General features: G+C 72.0%; 14 protein-coding genes and 1 pseudogene. 7 read left to right on the forward strand and 8 right to left on the reverse strand.

The window, feature by feature from the left end; all coding sequences use genetic code 11:
- The first annotated feature begins 211 nt into the window (after positions 1-211).
- Genes AB0C69_RS00430 through AB0C69_RS00440 form a run of 3 tightly spaced genes read left to right on the forward strand, consistent with a single transcriptional unit; the run spans position 212 to position 1,752 of the window.
- Positions 212-733, forward strand: a complete 522-nt coding sequence (locus AB0C69_RS00430) for a flavoprotein (RefSeq protein ID WP_360347806.1) — start codon at positions 212-214, stop codon at positions 731-733.
- A gap of 13 nt (positions 734-746) precedes the next feature.
- Positions 747-1,316 carry a DUF2716 domain-containing protein gene (locus AB0C69_RS00435; RefSeq protein WP_360347809.1) on the forward strand — a complete coding sequence of 190 codons (570 nt, stop codon included), beginning with the start codon at positions 747-749 and terminating at the stop codon, positions 1,314-1,316.
- Positions 1,317-1,368: 52 nt separating this feature from the next.
- Positions 1,369-1,752 (forward strand): hotdog domain-containing protein, encoded by a 384-nt coding sequence (locus tag AB0C69_RS00440; protein WP_360347812.1) that lies wholly within the window; start codon positions 1,369-1,371, stop codon positions 1,750-1,752.
- A gap of 279 nt (positions 1,753-2,031) precedes the next feature.
- On the opposite strand, the gene AB0C69_RS00445 is transcribed toward AB0C69_RS00440, so the two are convergent.
- The 3 genes from AB0C69_RS00445 to AB0C69_RS00455 all read right to left on the reverse strand — a co-directional run bounded on the left by AB0C69_RS00445 (position 2,032) and on the right by AB0C69_RS00455 (position 6,043).
- Complete coding sequence (locus AB0C69_RS00445; protein WP_360347815.1) at positions 2,032-2,862, reverse strand: ABC transporter permease subunit; 831 nt, start codon at positions 2,860-2,862, stop codon at positions 2,032-2,034.
- Positions 2,859-5,333 carry an alpha/beta fold hydrolase gene (locus tag AB0C69_RS00450; RefSeq protein ID WP_360347818.1) on the reverse strand — a complete coding sequence of 825 codons (2,475 nt, stop codon included), beginning with the start codon at positions 5,331-5,333 and terminating at the stop codon, positions 2,859-2,861. Before AB0C69_RS00450 ends, AB0C69_RS00445 begins: the two co-directional genes overlap by 4 nt.
- Before the next feature lie 89 nt (positions 5,334-5,422).
- Positions 5,423-6,043, reverse strand: a complete 621-nt coding sequence (locus AB0C69_RS00455; protein WP_360347821.1) for a TetR family transcriptional regulator — start codon at positions 6,041-6,043, stop codon at positions 5,423-5,425.
- Between the two features lie 135 nt (positions 6,044-6,178).
- Here AB0C69_RS00455 and AB0C69_RS00460 point away from each other — a divergent pair, with 135 nt between their 5' ends.
- On the forward strand, positions 6,179-8,755 hold the full coding sequence (locus AB0C69_RS00460; RefSeq protein WP_360347838.1) for an MFS transporter: 2,577 nt from the start codon (positions 6,179-6,181) through the stop codon (positions 8,753-8,755).
- Between the two features lie 70 nt (positions 8,756-8,825).
- Positions 8,826-9,647, forward strand: a complete 822-nt coding sequence (locus tag AB0C69_RS00465; protein WP_345178274.1) for a YceI family protein — start codon at positions 8,826-8,828, stop codon at positions 9,645-9,647.
- A gap of 198 nt (positions 9,648-9,845) precedes the next feature.
- Here AB0C69_RS00465 and AB0C69_RS00470 read toward each other — a convergent pair whose 3' ends face one another.
- The 5 genes from AB0C69_RS00470 to AB0C69_RS00490 all read right to left on the reverse strand — a co-directional run bounded on the left by AB0C69_RS00470 (position 9,846) and on the right by AB0C69_RS00490 (position 17,339).
- Entirely contained in the window at positions 9,846-10,850 is a 1,005-nt protein-coding gene (locus tag AB0C69_RS00470; protein ID WP_360347824.1) for a hypothetical protein, read from the reverse strand.
- A 190-nt stretch (positions 10,851-11,040) separates the two neighbouring features.
- Positions 11,041-12,072, reverse strand: a complete 1,032-nt coding sequence (locus AB0C69_RS00475; RefSeq protein ID WP_360347841.1) for a 2-oxoacid:ferredoxin oxidoreductase subunit beta — start codon at positions 12,070-12,072, stop codon at positions 11,041-11,043.
- An 82-nt stretch (positions 12,073-12,154) separates the two neighbouring features.
- Positions 12,155-13,996 carry a 2-oxoacid:acceptor oxidoreductase subunit alpha gene (locus tag AB0C69_RS00480; protein ID WP_360347827.1) on the reverse strand — a complete coding sequence of 614 codons (1,842 nt, stop codon included), beginning with the start codon at positions 13,994-13,996 and terminating at the stop codon, positions 12,155-12,157.
- A gap of 427 nt (positions 13,997-14,423) precedes the next feature.
- Positions 14,424-16,013: a hypothetical protein gene (locus AB0C69_RS00485; protein ID WP_360347830.1), complete on the reverse strand. Its 1,590-nt coding sequence runs from the start codon at positions 16,011-16,013 to the stop codon at positions 14,424-14,426.
- 258 nt (positions 16,014-16,271) lie between these two features.
- Positions 16,272-17,339 carry a hypothetical protein gene (locus AB0C69_RS00490; RefSeq protein WP_345178283.1) on the reverse strand — a complete coding sequence of 356 codons (1,068 nt, stop codon included), beginning with the start codon at positions 17,337-17,339 and terminating at the stop codon, positions 16,272-16,274.
- Between the two features lie 356 nt (positions 17,340-17,695).
- Between AB0C69_RS00490 and AB0C69_RS00495 the strand changes: the two genes are divergently transcribed.
- Positions 17,696-18,067, forward strand: a complete 372-nt coding sequence (locus tag AB0C69_RS00495; protein ID WP_345178286.1) for an NADH-quinone oxidoreductase subunit A — start codon at positions 17,696-17,698, stop codon at positions 18,065-18,067.
- A gap of 27 nt (positions 18,068-18,094) precedes the next feature.
- Positions 18,095-18,512, forward strand: a pseudogene (locus AB0C69_RS00500) (hypothetical protein); the annotation flags it as partial.

The raw sequence follows: 18,512 nt of genomic DNA on the forward strand, positions 1-18,512 counted from the left end.
AGCCCGGCCCCAGCCGAAGCGGCTCCTCACCCTGAGGGGTCGCTTCGCTCTTGAACGAGCCCTTCAAGCCGTCGCGTCCGACGCGCATTCGCGCGTGATCTGTGGCTGATCTACCTGCGGGCTGTGCTTGGGGCCGATTCCGAGCGGGTCAGGACGGATGCCATGCTCATTGCTGGTCCGCAGAGAACACGCGCAGGGGGGAGGCGGGTCGATGACCTCGGCGAAGGTGCTCTACGTGGTCGTGTGCGGGGCTGGTGCGGCGTCCGATCTGGAGGCTTTCGTGCGGCTGGCCCAAGGCGCGGGCTGGCATGTCCGGGTGATCGCGACCCCCATGGGGGCCAAGTTCCTGGACATGGACCGGCTCGCGGCCCTGACCGGCGGCCCGGTGCGGACCGACTTCCGGCAGCCGCACGAGACGTCGAACGGGCTGCCTCCCGCGGACGCGATCGTGGTGGCTCCGGCCACGTTCAACACGATCAACAAATGGGCGCTGGGCATCACGGACACCGTCGCGGTCGGCATGCTCTGCGAACACCTCGGCATGGGCGTGCCGACGCTTGCGGTGCCGCAGGTCAAGGCAGAACTGGCCACGCATGTGGCGTTCGCCCGGAACCTGGACGCCCTCCGCTCGATGGGCGCCCATGTCCTGTTCGACCCCGCAGCCCCTCCGGACGCGCGCATGCCGACCTGGCAGGACATCCTCGCCGAGTTGAGCAGCATCCTGGACGGCTGACCGTAAGGACGCAATGCCCGACCAGACCTATGGAGGCGCAGTGACGGACGGCACGGTTGTCTGGTCGAGGCTCCCCGACTCGGAGCATTTCCGGGTCTGGGACGAATTCGCGGCGTTGGCTTCCTTTAGCATCGTCCACCCGGACCGGTGGCCGAGGATTCTGGAGCCCTCTCCGTCGGTGACCTGGGACCTTGCTCGAGAGCGCCCCAGTCGTACAGATCGGAGCTGGGACTGCGCCGTAGAGCCTGACGACGTCGACGTGCTGTTCCATGAGGCCTTCAAGACCTGCGTCGATCGGGACGAGTGGCTCTACGTCCTGGACTGGCGGCATCCCGGCTACCGGTTCTGGCCGCATCGCCTGACCGAGCCGGAGAACCAGGCCTCCTGGGTGGTCCCCGTCTTTCCGGACGGGGACTACTACCTCTTCCTGTCGCAGGATCTCTCGTTCTGGACGTTCGGGCATCCATGGGAAGCCAGCCTCTGCGTTTACGGCGACCGGCTCTTGGACGCCGTCGAGACGAAGAACAGCGGCACGCTGAGCAAAGTTCTCCGCCGCAACGGCCGCGTGCCCCGAGAAGCATGAGGCGCGGTGGCTGCTCCGGCTGGCTGGGCGCCTGGAGGGGCAGGATGGGCGCATGGAGTTGACGCCGGGGTTGCGGGCCGAGGTCGAGATCGTTGTCGCGGAGGCGGACACGGCCGTCCGGATGGGGAGTGGGGACGTGCCCGTGCTGGCGACGCCCAGGCTCCTCGCGCTCGCCGAGGCCGCCACGGTGAAGGCAGTCGGGTCTCGGCTCGGGGACGGCGAGACCTCGGTCGGGACGCGGGTCGAGGTGCGTCATCGCGTCGCCACGCCCGTCGGTGGACGGGTGACCGTGACGGCGGAGTTGCGAGAAGTGGACGGGAGGCGCCTGGCCTTCGACTTCGAGGCCGTCGACGATCAGGGCGTGGTCGTGGGCGACGGCCGCGTGGAGCGGGCCGTCGTGGAGAGGGAGGGCTTCCTTTCGCGGCTCTCCCGGTGAGGTCAGTACGGCAGGAGGCGGCCCGAAGGGGTCCGCAGGTCGGGTGGGCTCGGTTGACGTGGGGGCCTGGGGCGCTTGACGAGCTGCTGCCGTGCCATGGTGATCATCTCCCCCCGCCGGGCTGCCTTTAAAACCCGGGGATCGGGCCGTTGCCTCGTATGACGCGGTCGCGCCGGTCGAGGTTCGCCGAGCTTATGCCACCTGAACTGCAGGTTCGACCGATTTTCGGGGGGTTGTGAGCCACGGTTCGCGTCCGGAGGAACACGGAGCGTGGGCGGATCAGGAGACGATGTCGCGTGTCCGGAAGCGGCGGAAGGCCAGCGCGAGCAGGACGGCGGCGTAGGAGAGGGAGAGGGCGGCGCCCTTGGCCATGCCCGCCCACTGGATCTCGGGCTGAAGCGCGTCCATCCAGGAGTACATCCAGTGCGTCGGGAGGAAGTCGCGCCAGGAGCCGAGGGCGGTGACGGCGTCCAGGATGTTGCTGACGATGACGAGCCCGACCGCGCCGCCGACCGCGCCGAGGGGGGAGTCGGTCGTCACCGAGAGCAGGAACGCCAGGGCGGCGACGACGAGCTGCGCCACGAGGGAGTAGCCGATGATGATCGCCATGCGGCCGAGGGCGGTGCTCACCGGGACGGTGCCGCCGGTCGGGAGCTCGACGTCGCCCCAGCCGAATCCGGCCGTCCCCGCGACCAGCGACATCAGCGGCAGGCTGACGACCGCGACGACCGCGTAGGAGAGGGCGACGATCAGTTTCTGGCGCAGCAGCCGGGCGCGGGGCACGGGCGCGGCGAGCAGGTAGCGCAGGGACGACCAGCCCGCCTCGCTCGCCACCGTGTCGCCGCAGAACAGGGCGACCGCGACCACCAGCAGGAAACCGGTGGAGACGAACAGGGCGAAGAGGGCGAAGTTCAGCGCGGACGACGTGGCGACGTCGACCAGGCTGGGGACGCCGTCCGGCCCCGGATCCCCGCCGATCTTGAACGCGGCGACCAGCACCCACGGCAGCACGAGCAGGAACGCGAAGGCGACCAGCGTGCGGCGGCGCCGGAACTGGCGGACGGCCTCGACCCGCAGCGGAAGGGTGCGCCGGACGTGGTAGGCGGTCATGAACCCTCCCCGATGATCTCCAGGAACGCGTCCTCCAGGCGGCGGCCGGATCCGGTGATCTCGGCGACCGGGCCGGCGGCGACGCGGCGGCCGCCCGCCATGACGACGGCGTGCGTGCAGGTCTGCTCGACCTCGGCGAGCAGGTGGCTGGAGACGATGACCGTCCGCCCGGCCGCCGCGTACCGGACGAGCACCTCCCGCATCTCGCGGATCTGGGGCGGGTCGAGGCCGTTGGTGGGCTCGTCCAGGACGAGGAGGTCCGGCAGGCCGAGCATGGCCTGCGCGATGGCGAGACGCTGCCGCATCCCCTGCGAGTACGTGCGGACGGCCCGGTCGAGCGCCGAACCCAGGTTGGCTATCTGCAACGCCTCGTCCAGGTGGGCCTCGTCCAAGGGACGCCCGGTGGCGCGCCAGTAGAGGTCCAGGTTGTCGCGACCGGAGAGGTGGGGCAGGAACCCAGGCCCCTCCACGAAGGAACCAAGGCGGGACAGCACGGGTGCGCCCGGGTACACGCGGTGCCCGAAGATGCGGATCGAGCCGGAGTCTGGGTGGATGAGGCCCATCAGCATGCGCAGTGTCGTCGTCTTTCCCGCGCCGTTCGGCCCCAGGAGTCCGAGCACCTGCCCCTTCTCCACCCGGAACGACAGGTCGGAGACGGCGAGGTGCCCGTTCTTGTACGCCTTCGTCAGCCCCGTTATCTCCAGGGGCACGTCGCTGTCGGTTTCGGCGCCGCGCCTACGGCGTCCAGGGAGAAGTATGGCGAGCGCCAGAGCGACGGCTGCGACAGGCAGAGCCCACACCCAGACGGGCAGAGGCGCCGGCGCGGCCTTCAACGACGGGACGGACGGGATGGTCAGCGGCGACACCACCTGCACCTTGTACGACGACGGCTTCGCGGGCGTCGCGAACCCCATGTCGGTGGTGGCGACGACCAGGCGGAGCCGGTGCCCGCGGTCGAAGCGGTAGTCCATCGCCGGGAGCGTCACCGTGACCTCGCCGCCGGACACCCGGAACGGCGCGGCCAGCCGTCGCGCCGGAGCGGCGCCTCCGCCCGGCGAGACGTCGTAGAGCTTCGCGAACAGGGGACCGTCGCCGGTGACCTTCAGGCGCACGGTCGCGGCGCCCGTCAGCCACAGCGGACGGTCCAGCGGACGCGTCTCGAAGGTGGCGGTCTGCCCGGGCATGTCCGATGGCAGCTGCCCGCCCAGCGAGCCTCCCAGCGACCCGCCCAGGGATCCGAGCGCTCCCAGCCCCGGCAGGGCCGAGATCGAGGCGGGCGACCCGCCCGCCGGATTGAAGATCGTCTGCTCGGCCCCGGCCAGCGGCAGGCGCGACGCGTCACCCGAAAGCCCCGTATACCGCCGCGTCGACGCCTCGTCCACGACGACCGCCTGGGTGGAGGAGTCGAGCCCGCCTGCCCGCGTCACGGTGAAACCGTCCGGGGAGGGCGCGGACGACCGCATGAGGCGGGCGTCGAAGAAGTCGCGCACGAGCCCCTCGACCCGTTCGGTCTCCGGGTCGCCGCCGTCGTGCCCGCCCTGGAACCACACCACCGACACCGGCGCGCCGTTCCGCGCGATCGCCTGCGCGTTGGCGTCGGCCTGGTCGAGCGGGAACAGCGAGTCGGACTGGCCCTGGACGAGCAGCGTCGGCACCCGGATCCGGTCGGCGACGGATGCGGGGCTCGACCGGTGCAGCATCGTGATCGCCGACTCGGTGGCACGGCCCTTCTCCGCCACCTCCTGGTACATCTCGCACACGGACGGCAGGAAACGCCCGCACGCCGTCCGGTTCGCGCTGTCCGTGAAGAACAGCCCCGCCCACAGCTTCTTGAAGACGCCGTCCGTCGGCTTGGCGCCAGAGGCGGCGTCGGGGAAGAGCGCGTCGGGGAGGCTGTTCCAGGTGATCTGCGGCGCGATGGCGTCGACCCGCCGGTCGTAGGCGGCGGTCATCAGCGCGATCGCGCCGCCGTAGGACTGGCCCGCCATCCCGACGCGCGGGTCGCCGGGGCCGTCGAGCCGGACCTCGGGCCGCCGGGCCAGCCAGTCGATCAGCTGCCGGGCGTCCTTCACCTCGTAGTCGGGCGAGTTGAGGGCGATCTCGCCGGTCGAGCGCCCGAACCCGCGCGCCGACCAGGCCAGCACCGCGTACCCGGCGCGGGCAAGGTCGCGGGCCTCGCCGGCGACGTCCCGCTTGCTGCCGCCGAAGCCGTGGCCCAGCAGGACCGCAGGGCCCCTGGCCCGTCCGACCGGCTTGTAGAACGTCGTGTCGAGCGTGACGCGCTGGTCGTCGTTCGGCCCGTCGACGACGGTGACGCGCTGCTCGGACGCCTGGACGCGGGCCTCGCCGCCGGCCGTCGCGCCCCATGCCGCGGCCCCGCCGGCGAGCGCCACCGCGACCGCCGCCGACGCCCAGCGCGCGGGCCGTCCCGTCCTGTCCCACCGCGCCCTGACAGCGCCCGCCCGCCCCATGAGCAGAACCCTATGCGCGCCTCGCGGCCGTCCGCTCCGCCCTGAAGGCGATCCCGCCTGCTCCCGCCGGGGTACGCGGCCCCGGGGCGCTACGTCTCGCGGTGGACGGACGGGGCGAGGGCCGCGGTGAACATGGCGGTGAGGCGGTCGGTGAGGTCGTCGGGGTCGGCGGCGCGCAGGTCGCCGAGGCCGACCAGGCGCCGCACCGGCCCGCCGCCCATGATGATCGTGGACGCGAGCAGCGCCCGCGCCCGCGCGTCGGGCCCCTGGAGCTGCGCCACCATCGGCTCGACGATCACGTCCTCCAGGTAGCGGAGCAGGATCTCCTTGACCTCGGGGTGGCCCGCCGACCGGTCCAGCATCCGGGACATGGCGGTGACCGAGCGCTGGTCGACCTGCCGGACGAAGTGCTCGGCGAGCCGGCGCGGCAGCCCCCCGGGGTCGCCCGCGATGACGCCGCGGATCACCGACTCCCCGGCCAGGACCTCGCCGAACAGCGCCGCCTTGGAGCCGAAGTACCGGTGGACCAGCGCCGTGTTCGCCTCGGCGTGCCCGGCGATCATGCGGACGGTGACGCCGTCGTAGCCGTGCTCGCCGAACAGGTCGCGGGCGGCGTCGAGGATGCGGCGCCGGGTGGCCTCCCGGTCGCGCTTGCGCCCCGGCGCCGCCGCGCCCGCGGCCTGTTTTCCGATCTGTTCCCCGACCTGCATTCCGCCAGCCCCCGGTCGCCGTTACAGTCGGTGTCCATTATGTCCTGAGTTGCAAGTAAACATGCGTCTACATAAGATACATGCAAAACACAGGTAATTCATCTGAGTTGTGGGGGCAATGTGGCTCAGGCGAGCGTGGCGTCGCACGGCCCGGCGGCGCCAGAGCAAGCGAGACCGCAGTACACGCACCGACAGATCCTGGAGATCCTCGCCGGTCTGATGATGGCGATGCTGACGTCGATGATCTCGACGTCGGTGGTCGCCACGGCGCTGCCGACGATCGTCGGCGACCTCGGCGGCCAGGACAAGCTGTCCTGGGTCGCGAGCGCGTCCCTGCTGACCATGACCGCGTCCACGCCCCTGTGGGGCAAGCTGTCGGACATCGCCGGCCGCAAGCTCATGTTCCAGACCGCCCTGGTCATCTTCGTGGCCGCCTCGGTGGGGGCGGGGCTGTCGCAGAACATCGGCCAGCTGATCGCCGCCCGCGCGTTCCAGGGCCTCGGCGTCGGCGGCCTGTCGGCGCTGGCCCAGGTCATCCTCGGGGACGTCGTCGAGCCCCGGCAGCGCGGCCGCTACGCCGGGTTCATGGGCGCGGTGTTCGGCGTCTCGACGGTCGCGGGGCCGCTGCTCGGCGGGTTCATCGTCGACGCCGACAGCCTCGGCTGGCGCTGGTGCTTCTACGTGTGCGTGCCGCTCGCCATCGTCGCCTTCCTCGTCATCCAGAAGGTGCTCAAGCTGCCGAAGGTGCGGCGCGACACCCGCATCGACGTGTTCGGGGCGTTCACCATCACCGGCAGCGCCGCCGTGCTGATGCTGGTGCTGTCCATGGGCGGGATCGAGTTCGACTGGAACTCCCGGTGGACCTACGCCCTGCTCGGCGTCGCCGCTCTGCTGCTCGTCCTGGCGGTCGTCGCCGAACGCATCGCGCGTGACCCGATCCTGCCGCCCCGGCTGTTCCGCAACCCCACCTTCCTGCTGACCTCGTTCGTCTCCGTCTGCGTCGGCATGGCGATGTTCGGCGTGATGATCTACATGCCGCAGTACCTGCAGATCGTCAAGGGGATGAGCCCCACGACGTCCGGCCTGATGACGCTGCCGCTGGTCGTCGGAATGCTGATCACCTCCACCGGCTCCGGCCAGGTCGTCACCCGGACGGGCCGCTACAAGATCTTCCCGGTGGTCGGGCTGCTGTGCGTCGCCGGCGGGCTGTACCTGCTGTCGCTGCTGCACACCGACTCGCCCAAGGTCATCGTCGGCGCCGACCTCGCCGTCCTCGGCGTCGGCATGGGCCTCAGCCTGCAGATCCTCATCCTGGCGGCGCAGAACGCCGCCGCGCCCGCCGACCTCGCCTCGACGACGTCCGGCGTCTCGTTCTTCCGCAACCTCGGCGGTGCGATGGGCGTGGCCGCGTTCGGCGCGATCCTCACCAACCGGGTCGCGGAGGAGATCACCAGCGGCTTCCGCGCGGCGGGCATCCCCGTGCCGGCCGGCGGCGGCGCGACCGACCTCGGCTCCCCGGAGGAGATCAGCAAGCTTGATCCGCAGATCAGGGGCATCATCCAGGACGCCTTCACCGACTCGCTGCAGAGCGTCTTCCTCGTCGGCATCCCCATCGCCCTGGTGGGCTTCCTCGCGATGCTGGCGCTGAAGGAGCTCCCCCTGCGCGGCTCGGCGCACCGCGGCAAGGACGCGCCGCCGTCCGAGGCGCCCGCGACCGACGTCCCGGCGGAGAGCGGCGTCGTGCGCCCGCCGTCCGCGGTGGTGCGGACCGGGGCGGTCGGCGCGGTCGGCGCCGGCAGGCACGCACGCGACAACGGCTACCCGGACGACGGCCGCTTCGCCACCGTCGCCGCGGCCCCGCCCGCGCAGGCGTCGGAGACCCCGGCCGCCGCGGAGCTGGCGGCCCAGGCGAAGCTCCTCGCCCAGCAGATCGAGCAGGACGCCAACGGCGGCGGCGTCCCCGTCCGCGGCGTGGTGCGGACCCGCGAGGGCGAGCCCGTCCCGTCCGCCGCCCTCACCCTCATCGGCGTCGACGGCCACCAGCTCGCCCGCGCGATCACGCGGGAGGACGGGCGGTACGCGCTGCCGACGCCGGGCCCCGGCAGCTACGTGCTGATCGCCGCCACCGGCGGGCACGAGCCGCAGGCCGCGACCCTCGTCGTCGGCGACCGGCCGGTCGAGTTCGACCTGCTGCTGGCCGGCAGCGGCGGCCTCGCCGGAACGGTCCGCAGCGCCGACGGCACCCCCATCGTGAACGCGATGGTCGTCGTCACCGACGTGCGCGGCGACGTCGTCGGCACCGGCCGCACCGACGCCGACGGCCGCTACACGTTCAAGGACCTCGTGGCCGGCGCCTACACGCTCGCCGTCAGCGCCGCCGCGCACCGCCCGGTCGCGATGCCGGTGGAGGTGACCGGCAACGGCCAGACGCGGCTGGACGTGGAGATGCCGCCCGGCGCCCGCATCCGCGGAACGGTCCGCAACGAGTCGGGCGAGCCGGTCGGGGAGGCGCGGGTCACGCTCGTCGACGCCGCCGGCAACGTCGTCGCGATGGTCATCACGGGACCGGACGGCGAGTACGCCTTCACCGACCTCACCGGTGGCCAGTACACGGTGATCGCGTCCGGATATCCTCCGGTCGCGACCGGCCTGTCGCTTTCCGGCAGCGGGCTGGACGACCACGACCTCAAGCTCGGCTACCCGGACGAGTGACGGGCACGAGCGAGCCGGGCCGCCCGCAGGCGGCGGCCACGAGACACGGAACCTGGAGTGCGGGTCGTTGATGGACGCTAACCGAGGTCTGCGCGGAACGGTGCGGACGAAGGACGGCTGGGCGGTGCGGCACGCCATCGTCACGGTCACGAACCTGGCGGGCGACCAGGTCGCGCGCGAGCAGACCGGCGAGGACGGCGTGCTCGCCGCCGGCCCGCTGCCCCCCGGCACCTACACGGTGATCGTGACGGCCATGGGCTTCCAGCCGGCCGCCGCCACGATGATCGTGTCCAGCGCCGGAAGCGCCGACATCGGCAGGATCGTCCTCGGCCGGGCGGGCGGCACCGAGCTCCCGCCGCCCGGCGTCTGGACGATCGACCCGGCGCACTCCAACATCGGCGCCGTCGCCCAGCACATCGGCCTGTCGAGCGTCCGCGGCCGGTTCGCCGCCTTCGAGGGACGCATCGAGATCGCCGAGCCGGTGGAGGAGTCCCGCGTCACGGCGCGCATCGAGGCGGCGTCCATCGAGACCGGCAACAAGATGCGCGACGACCACCTGCGCTCGGCCGACTTCCTGAACGCCGACGTCCACCCCGTCCTCACCTACGAGGGCGACGGGCTGACCGGCGCCGGACCCGACCGCTGGACGGTGCACGGCCGCCTCACCCTCAACGGCATCACCCAGCCGGTCGACCTCGACATGATCTATCTCGGCATGGGCTCCGACCCGTGGGGCGGCCTCCGCGCCGCGTTCCGCGCGACCGCCGATCTGCCCCGCACCGACTTCGGCATCCGCTTCAACCAGATCCTGGAAGCGGGCATCTCCCTCGTCGGCGAGAGCCTCAAGGTAGAACTGGAGATCCAAGCCGTCCAAGGCGAAGACCTGCCGTAAGAACGGGCCGCCCAACGACCTCAGCCCCCACCGCAACCACGCGACAACCTCAGGGTGGCGATCGCGTCCGAAGGCAGATTCGAGCGAAGCAAGAATCTGATCGCGCAGCGAGCCGCCAGGCGAGCCGGAGCGATGCCAGCGATCGCCCGCTTTTTCGACGATGGAGGGCCGCCAGGCCCGAAGGAGGAGAAAAAGCAATTAAGAACGCAGCTGGCGGACCAGGGCGTTGGCCGAGGGGCGGTCGGGGGAGCCGGTGACGACGACCTTTCCGTCGGTGATGGCCATGTCGACGCGCGGCAGGGTGACGAGGCGGTCGCGGACGACGAAGGCCAGGTCGCGGCCGACCGTCGCCCGGGTCAGCTCGGCGAACGCGCGGCGGTCGCCGGGGCGCAGTGTGAGCGCCACGTCGTACCCGCCGGGCTTCACCCGCGACTTCTGCACGCGCAGGTCGGCGACCTTGTGGATCGCGATCCCCTGGGTGAGCCGGTAGCAGGTCACCCCGGTGGCGGCCTGCCCGGTGATGCCCTGCGTCCCGGCGGGGCACGGGCCCGGCAGCACCTGCGCGACGGGGTAGATGTGCAGCGGGGCGGCCAGCGTCACCGGGCGCGTCCGCATCGAGGACGCGATCATCCCGCCGGTCACCGCGACGGCCGCGATCAGCAGTCCCAGTGTGAGCACCATGACCAGCATCGCCGACCGGTGCTGGTCGGCGGCCCTCGCGGGCGCGGCCTCCCGGTACGGGCGGCCCTGCCGCCGCGCCGCCCGGCTCCGCTTCATCTCCGCGGCCTCCCGCTGCCGCTGGGCGGCCCGCGCCCGCCGCCTCTCGGCCTCCGTGCCCAGGGGGCGCGTGGCCGCGGGCAGAACGGCCGTCGTGGCCTCGGAGCGCGGCCCCGCGTCCCGGAGGCTCTCCTGCCCCAGCGCCTCAGCGGGGTCGCGGCCCGGCTCGAACCCGGTCTTCATGGGACGGGTGTCCGCGGTGGGCGCGGTGTCCTCGGGCGGGACGGGGGCAGGGGGCCGGGCGGTCGTCGGTTGGGGCTGCGTCGTCGCGGCGGCGTCTTCGGGGAGGACCGGTGCGGGCGGGGGCGGCCATTTCAGGCTCGGGTCCGGAGCCGCGGGTTCGGGGGACGGGGCGGGAGGCGCCGGGACCGGTGCGGGTTCCTCGTCCCGCTGACGACCCTTGTTCAGGCGCGGTATGACCCGCATCGTCACCTCCCGGTTCGTGATCTCCTCAGTCTGTCAGGCGAGGACGCCGCCGCGCACGGCCTCCCGCCCGGAAGACCGCCGCGGATCGCCGGCCGACCGGCACGTGGGAGACCGTGCCCCGTTCGCGGGGCTTCCAAGCGCGAAAAGGCCCGGCCCCCGTGAAGCGGGGCCGGGCCTGCGGAGACGCCGTCTAGTCGATGCGCCAGGTGTCGCCGCTGCCGAGCAGGGCCGCGAGGTCGCCCTCGCCCTGCGCCTGGACGGCCTCGTCGAGCTGGGCCCGCATCAGCTCGTCGTAGGACGGGCGGTCGACGTCCCGGAAGACGCCGATCGGGGTGTGCTCGAACGCCGGCTGGTCCAGCCGCGACAGCGCGAACGCCTGCGACGGGTCCGGGTTGTGGGCGTCGTGCACGGCGATCTCGGCCGGGTCGACGTCGGCGACGTTCACGACCTCGAACGACCCGGTCGGGGTGCGGCGCAGCGCCTTGGCACGGTCCGCCCCGAAGACGATGGGCTCGCCGTGCTCCAGCCGGACGGTGACGTCGTCGCGCACGTCCGCGTCCTTCAGCGGGTCGAACGCGCCGTCGTTGAAGATGTTGCAGTTCTGGTAGATCTCGACGAGCGCGGTGCCGCGGTGCTGCGCGGCGGCCCGCAGGACCGACTGCAGGTGCTTGCGGTCGGAGTCGATGGTGCGGGCGACGAACGTGCCCTCCGCGCCGATCGCGAGCGACAGCGGGTTGAAGGGGGCGTCGAGCGAGCCCATCGGCGTCGACTTGGTGATCTTGCCGATCTCCGAGGTCGGCGAGTACTGGCCCTTCGTCAGCCCGTAGATCCGGTTGTTGAACAGCAGGATCTTGAGGTTGACGTTGCGGCGCAGCGCGTGGATCAGGTGGTTGCCGCCGATGGACAGCGAGTCGCCGTCCCCGGTCACCACCCATACCGACAGGTCGGGACGGGACGTGGCGAGGCCCGTCGCGATCGCGGGCGCGCGGCCGTGGATCGAGTGGAACCCGTAGGTGTTCATGTAGTACGGGAACCGCGACGAGCAGCCGATGCCGGAGATGAACGTGATGTTCTCGCGGCGCAGCCCGAGCTCGGGAAGGAACGACTGGACGGCCGCGAGGATCGCGTAGTCACCGCACCCGGGGCACCAGCGCACCTCCTGGTCGGTCTTGAAGTCCTTCATCGTCTGCTTCCCGTCCGCCTTCGGGACGAGGGAGAGCAGGCCGCGGCCGTCCGCCGGTCCGTTGCCGTTGCCGTTGGCGGACCCGTTGCCGTTGGCGGGGACGGTGCCGTGGGCTCCGTTGTCACTCACTGTCGATCACATCCTGGATGACGCCCTGGAGCTCCTCGGCCTTGAAGGGCAGGCCGCGGACCTGGTTGTAGCCGATCACGTCGATGAGCAGCCGGCCGCGCAGCAGCAGCCCGAGCTGGCCGAGGTTGATCTCAGGGACGATCACCTTGTCGTAGGAGCGCAGGACCTCGGGCAGGTTCGCGGGGAACGGGTTGAGGTGGCGCAGGTGGGCCTGCGCGATGGCGCGCCCGGACGCCCGCACGCGCCGCACGGCGGCGGAAATGGCCCCGTACGTCCCGCCCCAGCCCACCACCAGGACGCGGGCCGCGCCGGACGGGTCGTCCACGGCGAGCGGCTCGATGTCGTTCGCGATCCCGTCGATCTTGGCCTGGCGGAGCCGGACCATGCGGTCGTGGTTGGCGGGGTCGTAGGAGATGTTGCCGGTGACGTCGGCCTTCTCCAGGCCGCCGATCCGGTGCTCCAGCCCTGCCGTGCCGGGGACCGCCCACGGGCGGGCGAGGGTCTCCGGGTCGCGCGCGAACGGCTGGAACTCCTCCTGCGACGGCTCGGCGAAGTTCGGCTCGATCTTCGGCAGCGTCGCCACGTCCGGCAGCCGCCACGGCTCGGAGCCGTTGGCGAGGTAGCCGTCCGACAGCAGGATCACCGGCGTGCGGTACTTCACCGCGATCCGCGCCGCCTCGATCGTCGCGTCGAAGCAGTCCGACGGGGACTGCGGCGCGATCACCGGGACGGGCGCCTCGCCGTTGCGGCCGTACATGGCCTGCAGCAGGTCGGCCTGCTCGGTCTTGGTCGGCAGCCCGGTGGACGGGCCGGCCCGCTGCACGTCGATGACCAGCAGCGGAAGCTCGGTCGCGACGCCGAGGCCGATCGTCTCGCTCTTGAGCGCGACGCCGGGCCCCGACGTGGTGGTGACGCCGAGCGACCCGCCGAACGAGGCGCCGAGCGCCGCGCCGACCGCGGCGATCTCGTCCTCGGCCTGGAAGGTGCGGACGCCGAACCGCTTGTGCTTGGAGATCTCGTGCAGGATGTCGGACGCCGGCGTGATCGGGTAGGAGCCGAGGAAGATCGGCAGCCCGCTTTGCACGCCCGCCGCGACCAGCCCGTACGCCAGCGCGAGGTTCCCGGTGATGTTGCGGTAGAGCCCCGGCTCGTGCTCGGCCGGCTTGATCTCGTACTGCACCGAGAACGCCTCGGTCGTCTCGCCGTAGGACCAGCCCGCCTGGAAGGCCGCGATGTTGGCCTTCATGATCTCGGGCTTGCTGGCGAACTTGCGCTCCAGGAAGGCCAGCGTCCCCTCGGTGGGACGGTGGTACAGCCACGACAGGAGGCCGAGCGCGAACATGTTCTTCGCGCGCTCGGCGTCCTTCTTGGAGATGTCGAAGTCTTCGAGCGCCTTCACCGTCATCGAGGTCAGCGGCAGCGCGTGGACCCGGTACTCCGACAGCGAGCCGTCCTCGACGGGGCTGGCCGCGTAGCCGACCTTGGCGAGGTTGCGCTTGCTGAACTCGTCGGTGTTGACGATGAGGTCGGCGCCGTGCGGAAGATCCCCGAGGTTCGCCTTGAGGGCGGCGGGGTTCATCGCCACCAGGACGTTGGGCGCGTCGCCCGGGGTCAGGATGTCGTGGTCGGCGAAGTGCAACTGGAAACTGGACACGCCGGGGAGGGTCCCGGCGGGGGCGCGGATTTCGGCCGGGAAGTTCGGCAACGTGGAAAGGTCGTTGCCGAACGCCGCGGTCTCCTGGGTGAAGCGGTCGCCGGTCAGCTGCATGCCGTCGCCGGAGTCTCCGGCGAAGCGAATGATGACGCGGTCGAGCTGCTGGACCTGTTTGGTCACAGAGGAAGACCTCCTCGACGCGCAGCATCCGTCCTGGGGGAGGCACCCAGGATCGTGATGCTACTTAGGCTTACCTTCATGGTATGTCCGGGACGGGATGGGTTAGCGGTGACGGGCCGCACACTGGGATGACCGCGCGGGGAAGGCGCGCGTTCCTCGTCCGGTGCCGGTGGCCGCGCGTCATGGAGGCGAGCGACGGGCGGCGAACGCTCCGCAGGTCCTATCGGGCGATACGACCTGGACGGGCCCCCGGGTTCATCCCGAACACAGGCAGCTGCGCTGGCGGCACAGGTCGACGTGCAGACGCCGGACCAGTGGCCGCGCGGGACTCGTCGAGGAGCATCCGCTCCCCAGAGGCGTGGAGTTCACGACCCGAAGTGTAGACATCCGGAATCCCGTTCGACCGCACCGCCCCTGCACGTGGGGCTCACGGTGTCCCTGGTGTCTGAGATGTGGCGATTTCCGGTCGCTCCGAGCGCTTGACCGACGGTTCGGCCGACACCGTCGGGCCCGGCGTGCCCGCGGCCGCCTTCACCACCGCCCTGCGCTCGCGGTCGACGCGGGCGAGGAGCTTCGGCACGTCGGCGACGTCGACGGCCTCCCCTACGACGCGCGCCTTCGCCTCGTAGGGGTAGGAGCCGGGGTTGTCGAGGGCCGCGCGCATCCAGTGCCGCCACAGTTTGCTCGTCACGGTGCAGCGAAGGACGAGCGACCGGTTGGCCGGGACCGGTCCCGCCCCCGAGCACGACCCGAGCGGCTCACCCTTGGAGGAGAGCGCCGCACGCAGCACCGCCCGCGCGCCGTCGGGCACCGTCGCGGGCTCGGTGAGCGTGGCGGGCATGCTCACCGTGCAGCCGCTGGTGTTCTGGTCGCAGTTGCTGAACGCCAGCGTCCCCGGCGTGAAGCGCAGGCCGGGATCGAACGCGCCTCCGAGCCGGGCCACCCGCGGACGCAGTTCGGCGAACAGCGTCTCCGGGGCCGCCACCGGCGCGACGGTGAAGTGCTGCGCCGCCTGCCCGGCCGGGCGCACCGCCAGCAGCCGGTACGGGGCCTGGGCCGTGAGCACGTACTCCGCGCCGGACGCCTTGACCTTGAAGGCGCGGACGCCGCCCACGTTCTCCGTGGGCGGTTTCGCCGGGGACTTCGCCAGCGACCTGGCGATCGCCTTGGGCCCGAGGACGTCCGGGACGTCGAAACCGGGCACCGAGGCGGGCGCCTTGGACCAGCGTCCCGCGTAGTACTCCGGGTGCGCGACGCCGCTCGCGTAGGTCTGCCAGAACGCCGTCCCGGCCCTGAGGTAGGTGTCGCCGCCGATCGCGACGACCTCCGCCGTCAGCACGCCCGCGGTGAGCGTGCCGCTCGCCGCCCCCGCCGGGGTCACGCGCAGCCGCGCCTGGACCGGCCGGCCGTTGATCGTCAGAGTGCCGTCGTAGCGCAGGCCCGTCCCGGAGGTGAGGGCCCGGCCCGCCGCGACCGTCCACGCCGGAGGAGGAGCCGGCGCGGTCGCCTTCGGCTTCGGCTTCGGGGCCTCCTCGCCCCCGGTGAGCGCCACGGCCGCCACCGCTCCGGCCACCACGACGGCGGCCGCGGCCCCGGCGAACACCACCACGCGCCGGCCCCGGGGCCTGCGCTGGCGCCCCGGCGGGACGGGACCGCTCTGCGAGAAGGCCGCGCCCGGCTCGCCCGGGAAGCCCGCGTCAGGCGGGAGGCCCGCGCCGGGCGGAGCGGCGGAGGGCGGGCCCGCGGGGACGAAGGAGGGCGTGCCGCGCGGATCGGTGGGGGTCGCCTCCGGATCCGAGCCGGGGGAGCCCGTGTGAGCCGCGTCCGGACCGGTGGGAGCGGCCGCGCCGGGTGGGGCCTGGCCGCCGGCGACGCGGACGTCCCCCGGGTGGGGGCCCTCCTGGACGGGGGCGCCCTGCTGCGGGCCGCCGTCCGGGTGGGAGGCGTCGCCGGACTCGTCCGGGTACGGGGGTCGGGAAGAGGCCGTCGGCGACGGCTCGTCCTGTTCAGCGCTCACTCGGGGCTCACTCTGCTCACTTCCGGGGCCAGGTACCGGCCCGACCGTCAGACACAAAGCAAGGGATCTGGAGGCGTCCCCCGGTGGGCGCCGACGGGCTCCGAAACGTTCCGGGGGGAAGGGCGGCCGCCGGGCCCTGGAGGGGCCGTCCACAAAGAGCATAAGGGTGCCCGGCGGCGCGTCCTCCCGGAACGGGAGGAGCGCCACCGGGCACCCTTGCCGGCGCGGATCAGCGCGTGAGGCGCCTCACCTGCGGCGTCATTCGCTGTCGAGGCCGTTCTGCAGAGCGGACACCTCGGCGGAGGTGGCGCCGATCACCTTGTACTCGGCGTGCTTGTAGAACGTGCCGCCGGTCGCCTTCGCCCAGCTCGTCCACGAGCTGCTCACGACCCGGCAGCTCGCCCACTGGGACAGGGAGCTGGAGATCGTGATGCGCGCGGTGCAGTTGCCGAGGTCGCGGCCGGTCAGCGTGCCGGCGGTGAGCCGGAACCGGACGTCGATCGTGACGGGCTTCTCCACGTCGTACGGCGGCCGGATCTTGGCCTCGACCGTGCAGCCGGAGTTGCCGTTGCAGCCGCCCTTCTTCCACTCGTCGACCGTCGGCTTGGACGAGGCGTTGAAGGCGTCCTTCAGCTCGCCCATGCTGGTGCGCATGTCCGAGATGAGGGACGAGGCGTCGCCGGAGTCCTTCGGGGTGACGTCCAGCGCGACCCGCGGCGTGGTCGCCTCGTAGCGGATCAGCTCGGCGTCGTCCTCGTCGGTGATGTAGAGCGTGGAGGAGAAGGTGCTGAACTTGAGCGCCTTCTTGCCCATCCAGGTCGTCTCGATCGGCTTGACGCGCGACAGCCGGGCCGAGCGGATCTTGCTCGCCAGCGCCGTGGGCGACAGCTGCTCCTTGAAGTCGAGGTCGAGCTCGTCCGCGCTCAGCCGGCCCCACTGCTCACCCGAGGTGAGGTAGTAGGGGTCGTCGGTGGAGGAGATCTGCCGCGTCCAGTAGGACTTGTCGCCCTTCACGAACAGCTTGCCGTCGGCCGACAGCACGGTGACCTGGTCGGTGTTCCAGGTGACCGGACCCATCGCGCGGCCGCCCTTGGTGACGTTCAGCTCGCCGCGCAGCGTCTCGCTGCCGCCGAACGTGCCCTTCAGCGAGACCGCGCGGGCGGCGTCCATGTTGGTCGCGGCCGCGGTCAGCTTCTCCTCGGGGGACTTGCCGCCGCCCTTGGCCACCACGAACACCACGACCGCGATGATCACAAGGAGGACGAGGCCGCCGCCGATGAGGCCGATCACCAGGCCGCCGCCACCGCCGCGCTTCGGCGGAGGCATCGGCGGGCCCATCGGGCCGCCGGGGGGCGGGGGGAAGAAGGGGGGCGGCGTTCCGGGACCACCGAAGCCGCCGGGCGGGGGCGGGCCGCCCGGGCCTCCGGGTCCGCCGGGACCGGGCCCGCCCGGGCCCGCTGGCGGCGGCGGAGGCGGCCAGGAGGCCCCACCCGGGGATTCCCAGCCCGGGGGAGGCGGGGGGTTGCTCATCCGGTCACGTCCTTCCAGGTCAAAACCGACCCATGCGAACCTAGTGTGCAGCAAGAGCATGACATTGTGATCCTCCCGGGTGGAGGTACCACGTCACACTTCTCGATGCTGCTTCGCGAGATACTGGATGTGACGCACACGAGGAGGATCTGGTGCATAACTATTTCGACACATATGTCGTTCTGGTCGTGTTGCTCCTCGCGGGCGCCGGGATCGTCGGGGGAGCTCTCGCGGCGAACCGGTTGCTGCGTCCCCATCGTCCCACGGTCGAGAAGCTGACGACGTACGAGTGCGGCGTCGACCCTGTCGGCGAGGGCTGGGCCCACTCCTACGTGCGCTATTACGTCTTCGCCTACCTCTACGTGGTGTTCGCGGTGGACGCGGTGTTCCTCTTCCCCTGGGCGACCGTCTTCTCCGACCCCGGCTACGGCGCGACGACGCTCGGCGAGATGTTCGTCTTCCTGGCGTTCCTGGCCGCGGGCCTCGCCTACGCGGGCAAGAAGGGCGTCCTGTCCTGGGTCTGACCCCTCCGGCGCTGTAACAATGGCGTCGTGGGCACCATCGATCTTCCCCCGCCGAGCGTCGGGCCGCTGTCGCGGCTCGCGCCCAAGCCGATCAGGTTCGTGCTCAACTGGGGCCGCCGCTACTCGCTGTGGGTCTTCAACTTCGGCCTGGCCTGCTGCGCCATCGAGTTCATCGCGACGTCGATGAGCAGGCACGACTTCATCCGGCTCGGCGTCATCCCGTTCGCGCCGGGTCCGCGGCAGGCCGACCTGATGGTCGTCTCCGGCACCGTCAGCGACAAGATGGCCCCCGCGGTGCGGCGCCTCTGCGAGCTGGCCCGCCGGCTCGCCGGGGCGGACCCGGACCGCGCCCGCGCGGAGCTCGCCGAGGTCGTCGCCATGGCCGAGCAGCCCCGGCCGCCCCCGTCCCGGCTACCCCTCGCGGCAGTCCTTGCAGCGCCCGTAC

The sequence above is a fragment of the Actinomadura sp. NPDC048032 genome, assembly GCF_040653175.1.
GTDB classification, from domain to species: Bacteria; Actinomycetota; Actinomycetes; order Streptosporangiales; family Streptosporangiaceae; genus Spirillospora; species Spirillospora verrucosospora.